The 8,268-nt window shown below is 69.1% G+C and carries 6 protein-coding genes and 1 pseudogene; 5 read left to right on the top strand and 2 right to left on the bottom strand.

What is annotated here, in order from left to right:
* The 5 genes and pseudogenes from VN520_RS26145 to VN520_RS26125 form a co-directional block, all read left to right on the top strand.
* Positions 1-100, top strand: a pseudogene (locus VN520_RS26145) (IS5/IS1182 family transposase); the annotation flags it as partial.
* 321 nt (positions 101-421) lie between these two features.
* Positions 422-1,933, top strand: coding sequence for a peptidoglycan DD-metalloendopeptidase family protein (locus tag VN520_RS26140; RefSeq protein WP_325749397.1), 1,512 nt, complete (start codon positions 422-424; stop codon positions 1,931-1,933).
* Between the two features lie 89 nt (positions 1,934-2,022).
* Positions 2,023-4,080, top strand: a complete 2,058-nt coding sequence (locus VN520_RS26135) for a family 43 glycosylhydrolase (RefSeq protein ID WP_325749396.1) — start codon at positions 2,023-2,025, stop codon at positions 4,078-4,080.
* A gap of 299 nt (positions 4,081-4,379) precedes the next feature.
* Positions 4,380-4,862, top strand: coding sequence for an RICIN domain-containing protein (locus VN520_RS26130; protein WP_325749395.1), 483 nt, complete (start codon positions 4,380-4,382; stop codon positions 4,860-4,862).
* A gap of 36 nt (positions 4,863-4,898) precedes the next feature.
* A complete protein-coding gene (locus tag VN520_RS26125; RefSeq protein WP_325749394.1) occupies positions 4,899-5,870 on the top strand; it encodes an alpha/beta hydrolase in 972 nt (323 codons plus the stop codon).
* A gap of 43 nt (positions 5,871-5,913) precedes the next feature.
* On the opposite strand, the gene VN520_RS26120 is transcribed toward VN520_RS26125, so the two are convergent.
* Together VN520_RS26120 and VN520_RS26115 are read right to left on the bottom strand one after the other, a co-directional pair.
* Positions 5,914-7,341 (bottom strand): serine/threonine-protein kinase, encoded by a 1,428-nt coding sequence (locus VN520_RS26120; protein ID WP_325749393.1) that lies wholly within the window; start codon positions 7,339-7,341, stop codon positions 5,914-5,916.
* 51 nt (positions 7,342-7,392) lie between these two features.
* The gene (locus VN520_RS26115; RefSeq protein ID WP_325749392.1) at positions 7,393-8,199 is read right to left on the bottom strand and encodes a serine/threonine protein kinase; all 807 of its coding nucleotides are present in this window, start codon (positions 8,197-8,199) and stop codon (positions 7,393-7,395) included.
* Positions 8,200-8,268 lie beyond the last annotated feature (69 nt).

Here is an 8,268-nt window from a genome sequence, read left to right as displayed (position 1 = left end):
CACAACCAGCTCCGAAGCCATGATCCACATCGCCTCGATCGACAACCTTGCCAAGCGCATAACGGACGAGACCACACCCACCTGGCGAGGGACTTACTAGGAGATAAAGGGCAATCTGCCTAGATCAAACGCCCTCTAAGTCGGGTAGCCGGGTCATGGCAACGTGACCCGGCTACCCGACTCAACCCTGGAATTTCAGGCACAGCACACTAGCCGACGCGTTCCCGCCTGTCAGTCCGTAACCTTCCGGGGTCCCCGGCCCCCACCCCGTTGCTACCTTTCAGACCGCCCGCTCCCGGCCTGATCCGGCGAACCGGCACGGTCCGAAGCAGCGCGCCACGTACCGTGCACCTATCCCACTCGTCCCGATATCCCACTCATATCCCACTCACCCTGAGACGAACGAGGGGAGGAGCGTCTCGTGCTGATCGGACTCTCCCGACGTGCACTGCACCTGATTCTCGCGGCGACAGCCGCCCTCCTGCCGGTACTGCTGGCCACGACCCCGGCCGCGGCCCGTACCACCAACTTCGCCGCGGCGTGTCCGGCTGCCGGCATGGTGTCCCAGCACTACCACAGCGGCCACAACGGCGTCGACATCGCTAACAACTACGGAACGCCGATCTACGCCGTGGGTGACGGAGAGGTGACCATCTCCGGGTACGAGGACGGCTACGGTCAATGGATCCGAATCCAGCACCCCGACGGGACGCTCTCCGAGTACGGGCATATGTATCAGCGGGACGTCTCCGTCGGCGACCACGTCGTGGCCGGCCAGCAGATCGCCCTGATGGGATCCGAGGGCAACTCGACCGGTCCCCACCTTCATCTGCGGATCTGGGGGGACCGGTCCACCTCGTACGGCATTGACCCCGAGCCCTATCTCGCGGAGCGCGGCGTGGTGCTGCCGTGCACTCCGGGCAGTGGTCCGCAACCACAGCCTTTGGTGTATCCGGCTGAGTCGGGCCGGGTGGTGTCGGCGCGGTCGGCGGATGGCCGGCTTGAGGCTTTTGTGGCTGGTGCTGATGGTGTGCATCATGCCTGGCAGCTCGAGGCGAATGGTGACTGGTCGGCGTGGGAGTTCCTGGGTGGTCCTGGCGACGCGGAGTTGGCGATCGCTCCGAATGCGGATGGCCGGCTGGAGATGTTCGCGATCGACGGGAGCACTTTCCAGCATCGTTATCAGCTGTCGGCATCGGAGGGTTGGTCGGGCTGGGAGGCGTTCGGTGGTGGCGGTCGTGATGTGGCGGCCGGTGTGAATGCGGACGGCCGGATCGAGGTGTATGCGTCGGGGCCGGTCGGTCTCTTCCACAAGTACCAGACGGCGCCGAATGGTGGCTGGTCGAAATGGGAGGCCACCGGTGGCGGCCCGGCGGACAGCCGGGTGGAGATGGAGAAGTCTCCGGATGGTCGGCTGGAGGTGTTCGCGCTTAATGGGGAGACCTTCGAGCACAAGTACCAGACCGCGCCCAATGGCGGGTGGTCGGCGTGGGGTGCTTTCGGTGGTGGCGCTCATGATCTGACTGTTGACCACAACGCGGACGGCCGTCTTGAGGTATTTGCTTCAGGTTCGGCGGGTGTCTTCCACAGGTATCAGACAGATCCGGCCGGTTGGTCGGAATGGAAGCCCACCGGCGGTCCTGCGAAAGCGCAGTTGAGCAGTGAGCGGACGCCCGACGGTCGTGTCGAGGTGTTCGCGATGAACGGCGAAACGGCGATGCACGCCTGGCAGACCGACCGCAACGCGCCCTACAGCGACTGGGCCACGTTCGGTGGTGGTGGCACGGAGGTCACCGCGGCAGCGAACGCGGATGGCCGGATCGAGATCTTCGGTGCCAGTCCCACCGGTACCTACCACAGATGGCAGACCGGATTCTCCACCTGGTCCGAATGGGGCTGGGTCAACAACACCGCAGGCCCCGCCGTCAGGTGACCGGCCGTCAGACAAGTGACACATCTACGATCCGTAGTCGGCCGAGCCTGTACGGCACGGTCGGCTACGCGGTCCCTCTGGAGAGGCTCATGTTTCCGATCAGCAGACGGAACCTGATGCGGGGCGCGGCTGGAGCGGGCGTGCTCCCGCTCCTGGGAGCCGGCCGAGCCGGGGCCACGGCTGCTGGGACCCTCGGCGCCGGCGGCGCCGCCGCGACGGTGCCGCCCCCTCGGTGGATCGGCGCCGGGCCCTTCGCGTACGTCTATGATCCGTCCACCTTCGCCGGGCCCCGCTATCTCAACGACCACACGCTGATCAAGGCGCAGGGTCGTTGGCACCTGTTCAGCATCGTCGGCGACAGCGCGCCGCGCGGCGAATCCCCGGACAGCACGAAGGAGATCGCGTTCGCCCACGCCTCCGCGCAGACCTTTCACGGGCCGTGGACCACCCACGCCGACGCCCTGACCGTCGCCCCGTCCTACTTCGGCGAAGAACACCTGTGGGCGCCGCACGTCGTCGAGGCGTACGGCCGGTTCTGGATGTTCTATGCCGCCGGCGGTGCGAACGGTGCCGCGATCAACCTCGCCACGTCGCACGACCTGTCCACTTGGACCCGCGAGCCGTCAGGCCCGCTGTTCCGGGGACGTGTCGCACGCGACCCGATGGTGGTGCGGGCCGGTGGCGAGTGGGTCATGTACTACACCGAGCTGTCGGACACCGGCGGACACCATGTCGTGGCCTGCCGACGCTCCGACGACCTGCTGCGCTGGAGCGAGCCGGCCATCGCGTTCACCGACGCGAGCACCGACACGGCCATCTCGGTCACCGAGTCGCCGTACGTCGTCGAACGGGACGGCTGGTACTACCTGTTCACAGGGCCGCGCAACGGCTACGACGGCACGGACGTGCTCGCGTCCCGGGACCCCTTCAGGTTCGACCTCGACGGCTACGCGGGCCATGTGCCCGGTCACGCCGTCGAGGTCATCGCCGACGGAGCTGAGTGGTACGCGAGCGCCGCGGGCTGGTTCCGCCAGGGGCTGTACGTGGCGCCTCTCCACTGGCGAGACACCCCACCGCCGTGGCAGAGCCCGGACAACCCGGTGGCGGAACTGGACGTCGCCAGCCGCCTGACCGTGTTCGCTCTCGACGCGGGCGACCGTTCGATGCTGCGGCGCGTTCAGCTGGAGCCGTACACCGACACCTGGTCCCCGTGGGAAGTCTTCGGCGGGCCGGCCGGGGCGGTCCCCACCCTCGGCCGCAACACCGACGGCAGGCTGGAGGTGTTCTCCCTCGCCCCGGGCGGCCTGAACCTACACCACCGAATGCAGCGGCCGGACGGCGGCTGGCATGACTGGGAGGAGTTCGGCGGCCCCGCAGGCGCCGCCCCCGCCGTCGCCCGTGACGCCGACGGCCGGCTGGAGGCCCTGGCCCTAGCCCCGGGCGGCGCCTCGCTGGCACGGCGACGACAGCGCTCGCCCGGCTCGCTGACTTGGGATCCGTGGGAGTCCGGCTTCGGCGGAGCGGCGGGCGCCCCACCGGTGATCGCCGCCAACGCTGACGGCCGTCTTGAGGCGTTCGCCCTCTCGCCTGGCGGCTCGGGGATCTTCCACCGGTGGCAGGAGGCGCCGGGCGGCGCCTGGACCGCTGTGTGGCACCGCCTCGGCACCGCGGCGGGCGGTGCGCCACGGGCGGGCAGGGACGGGAGTGGCCGGCTCACCGTCGCGGCGATCGGACCGTCCGGCGTGGGGGCGTTTCACCGGCCGCAGACCGGGCCGAGCGGCGACTGGGACGAGTGGCGCCCGCTGTTCGGCTGGAGCGCGGCAGCCCCCTCGTTCGCTGTCAACGCCGACGGCCGGCTGGAGGCCTTCTCCCTCACACCCGGCGGGGCCCGGCTCAGCCACCGCTGGCAGGTGGCGCCGGGTGGCGCCTGGGACCCCGGCGCGGAGTTCGGCGAACCTGGCATCCGGCTCGCCGCCACGCCCACGGCCGCGCTCGACGCCACCGGGCGGACGCACGTCTTCGCCGTCACCGCCGAGGGCCGGATACGGACCCGTGTCCAGGCACAGCCGAGCGGGGGATGGCGACCGTGGACGGCCTTCGGGGACCGCATGGTCGAGCCCGTGGTGTCGGGCAGTCCCGCTCTCTGATCCCTGCCCGTCGAGCGGGGCGTCCGGTCGTGAGGTGGGTCCCGCTTGCGCGGAAGCCTGCCCGGTCCCCGCGACCGGACACGACGGAGTACCGAACCGGAAGTGCCGTTCCCTCACGGCACTCCGCTCCCTATCGGACATCACCCGGCACTGTCAGTCCGTAACGTTCCGGATGCCCTGGCCGGGAACCCGTGGATACCTTTCGACCTGCTGGTGCGCACGGGCCCGTCGCTTCACGAGCCGCACGCGCACCCCATCCGGCCCCTCACGGCATCCAACGACCGAAAGGACGCGGCGACATGCCCCGGAAACGAACCATGCTGCTCGGTGCGGCATGTGCCCTGATACCCCTGGTATCGGCGTCGACCGCACTGGCGGAGGGACATTCCCTCGCCGCCACACAGAAGTCCGTGGACATCGCATCGACTCCTATCCAGAGCTTCAGGAACCAGGCCACGAGCAGGTGCATGGACGACACCGACAACGGATTCCGCCCCTGGGAGTGCAACGGCTCGAATCCGCAACAGTGGTCCGTGCGCGTCTGGGGCGACGGCACACGCGAGTTGAGGAACATCAACACCGGCCGCTGTATCACGGACACCGGCGACGGGTTCCACACCGCGTGGTGCAACTCGACCCCGGAGCAGAGCTGGTGGGTCAAGGTCTGGGATGACGGCACGCTGGAGTTCCGGAATCAGCACACCGGCCGGTGCATCGACGACAGCAGCTACGGGCTCCGCACCTGGCCATGCAACAGCAGTCAGTACCAGAGCTGGTTCTGACCCCTTTTCCTGCCAGATCCCGACCAGGAGGCGACGTTGACCAAGTACACCCCTACCCGCAGAAACCTCTTGAAGACCGTCGGCGGACTCTCCGCGGCGGCGGCATTCGGCGGCGGGAGCGCCCTTGCAGCGGCGTCCTCGGCCCATGCGGCCGGAGGGCTGAGCGTCGTGGAGCACAACAGGGACGACCCTCGCATGTGGTACTACCGGTTCGCGACGGACGCGATCGGCTGGAACCCCGGCGTCAACGTCCTGCTCCCCGACGGCTACCACACCAGCGGACGCACCTACCCCGTCCTCTACCTGCTGCACGGCGGCCTGGAGGACTTCATCACCTTCGACCGCCTGCACAACATCCGCGGTCTGACCGCCGGAAAGCAGATCATCATCGTGATGCCCGACGGCGGACCTGCGGGCTGGTACTCCAACCCCGTCCACTCCAACGTGGGCCCCCGGAACTGGGAGCACTTCCACATAGGCCAGCTGCTCCCGTGGGTCGAAGCGAACTTCCGCACGTACGCCGAGTACGACGGCCGCGCCGTCTCAGGGTTTTCCATGGGCGGTTTCGGTGCACTGAAGTACGCCGCCAAGTACTGGGGCCACTTCGCCTCGGTCAGCGCCCACTCCGGCCCGGCCAACCTGCGTGGCAACCCAGGTGATGCGGTTACCCATTGGGCCAACGCGTCCTCCGCAGCCGTGGAACTGAACGGCGGCAGCGTCTACGGCATCCCGTGGGACCAGGCCAGGGTCACCGCCGACAACCCCGTCGAGCGCATCGAGAGTTACCGCAACAAGCGGGTCTTCATGGTCGCCGGTACCAGCCCCGAAGACATCCAGGGGTGGGCCAACGAGTCCGTGGTGCTGGAGACCCAGCGGCAGTTCCGGTACCACCTCGACCGCGTCGGCATCCCGCACGAGGCGCACGAGGTGGAGGGCGGCCACTACGTCCGCCCTTACTGGCTCAACCATGACATCGACGGCATCATCGCCCGACTTCGCAAGGCGTAGAGGAGCCACGCACAGACGCGTGGGGGCGTTGCCGACCGCTCTCTCACTGCTCCGGTACGGGACGTGGGCACGCGGGGACCTCGGGGTGTCCCCTCGTGCGCACGGCGGGCAGCCAGGCCTTCGAATGGGTTCCGCCCTTGGGGAGGCGGACCTGGTACCAGCCGGTGGAGCTCGCGTCCGACTCGTCGATGATGGGCATTCCTTGGGACAGCCGGCAGTCGACGTCGAGGGCGTCGCCATGCCAGACCCGGGTAGGGACGACGTTGTCGGTCGTGTACGGCTTCAAGGGGTCGATCGCCAGACCGAGACTGCACTGCGGATCCCGGCCCAGGCGGTCCCTGCACTGGGTCTCGGCGTTGAACACCCGGATCCGGCCCGCGGGTTCCCCGTCCACGGGTGCGCCGCCGGGATCGGCAGACGACCAGAGCGCGGCGGCCGCCCCGCACACGCCGACAGCCAGGAGGGCAGCGCGGGTTGCCCGCCGTCGACGTACCGAAGGGACTGACTCCCGCGAGATGATGCGGGCCAGCAAGCTCTCGGCGGTGTGCGCGCTGCGCGCGGCGTGGACCGGGGCCAGACAGTCGGTGGCCAGCTGACGCCAGAACGGCGGCACCGCCCCGTCGATACGCAGCGGTGCGCGCCCGTCCGCGTACTCCTGCACTGCAGCACCGCGCGACCCCGGCGTCCCGCCGGGGAACGGTGAGACACCGCGTGTGAACACCTCGTGGATCATGATGCCCAGGGCCCAGATGTCGGCACTCGGCCGGACCTGCACGCCCCGCTCACCGAGCGGCGCCTTCCAGCGCTCCGGCGGGAGGTAGTCGAAGGTGCCCATCGGCGGTGCGTATCCGTGGGTGCCGGTGGTGCCGGTCAGTTCGGTGGCGAGGCCGAAGTCCGAGAGCTTGAGTGAGCCGTCGGCCATCAGCAGGATGTTCTCGGGCTTGAGGTCACCGTGCACCCAGCCGCTGCGGTGCAGATGGGCCAGTCCTTCGCAGATCGCGGCGAACAGCCGGGCGACTTCCGCTTCGCTCACTCCGGCATCGAACACCGTCCGCAGACTGTGTTCGGCCCGCTCCATCACCAGTACGATCGCGCCGTCCAGCCACGGGCGGTCCGGATCCGTGAGCACGATGAGGTCCAGGAGACGGATCAGCCTCGGATGCCCGGCCCGACGGCCGAGTTCGACCTCACGTCGGGCGCTCTCCGCGACCTTGCGAGCCTGCAGCGGAGCGAGTCCGGCGGTCGGCAGGAACTTGAGGGCGACGTCGTCGGGAACCTGACTCGCAGGGTCGATCGGGGCCGGCACCTGTCCCGTCCGCCCCGCTCGCGCGGCGTCGACCGCACGGCCCGCGTAGACCGTTGCCCAGCCGCCGGCCCCGATCGGCTCGGTGACCTCCCAGCCGCAGACCCGGTAACCGCGTGGCAGCAACTCGGCGCGCTCATCGCCCGATGTGTCGGCCAGGCCGTGCACCGTTGCCCCCTCGGATCCGCTGGGTGACGCGCCGCCCCTCATCCTGGTGGGTCAACCGGCCGACTTCCGCTGCCGGTCGCCCGCTCCGGTCCGGGGCGGCAGGAGCGCCAGATGCGCCTCCCGTACGAGCCCGAAGCGCAGCGCGAGTCCGACGAGCGCCTCCCGCTTGCCATTGCGCCGGGCCGCTCTGCCGGGTTCGTGCTCCGGCGGGGTACTGATCCGGGTCTTCTCCTCGGCGAGGTAGTCGATGTGTGAGCTGACCGCCCGGGCCCTCAGCTGACCGCAGGCTGGATGCCCCTTGAGCCGCTCCACGATCTGCGGGGTGGTGGGCACCGCGACCGGCGACACATCGCGCAGCCGGGGCTCGCAGAGCGCCACGAGGACCAGGAAATAGAGGGACGTCTCGTCCAGTGAGTACGCCGTGACCGTACGGCTGCCCCGCTGGAGGCCCATGTCGTCCGGGTCCAAGTAGACGTGGTCGGGCGCGAACACCTGAAAGGAGACCGTGGTGTTGCGGCGGGTGGGGAGTACGACCCTGGAGAATTCGAAAGGGATGGGAGCCGCGGCCCGCCGCGGCGGCACCCTCAGATACTCGCCCGCCCCCTCCGGGTTCTCCACCAGATAGCTCTGGTGCGCGCTGTGATTGCTGAGCTGCCAGTGGTCGTCCACCACCCGGATCTCGCCCGCAAGGCGGGAGATCGCCTCGTCATCAAGCCGCAGTTCGACGGGCGTCGCCGCAGATCCCCTCCCGAAGCGCGCCACTTGCCCCGGCCCGAGCCGTAACGTCACCGGATTGGCACACGACTCCTTTCCGGCATCACCGCTGCCTTGTGGCAGATAGACCACTATTCCGCTCACTGCCCCCACCCCGTCCCAGGCCAACATCCCTCACGCACACCGAACGGTACCCATCCCGTGCAGGAGTTC

Origin of the sequence: Streptomyces sp. (assembly GCF_035563135.1) — a bacterium.
Lineage (GTDB): Bacteria > Actinomycetota > Actinomycetes > Streptomycetales > Streptomycetaceae > Streptomyces.
This window is presented reverse-complemented; position numbering and strand designations above follow the sequence as displayed.

What these genes read in the sequence shown, in the direction of transcription:
- VN520_RS26135 (WP_325749396.1), top strand. Translation starts at nt 2,023, where the DNA reads ATGTTTCCGATCAGCAGACGGAACCTGATGCGGGGCGCGGCTGGAGCG.
- VN520_RS26130 (WP_325749395.1), top strand. Translation starts at nt 4,380, where the DNA reads ATGCCCCGGAAACGAACCATGCTGCTCGGTGCGGCATGTGCCCTGATA.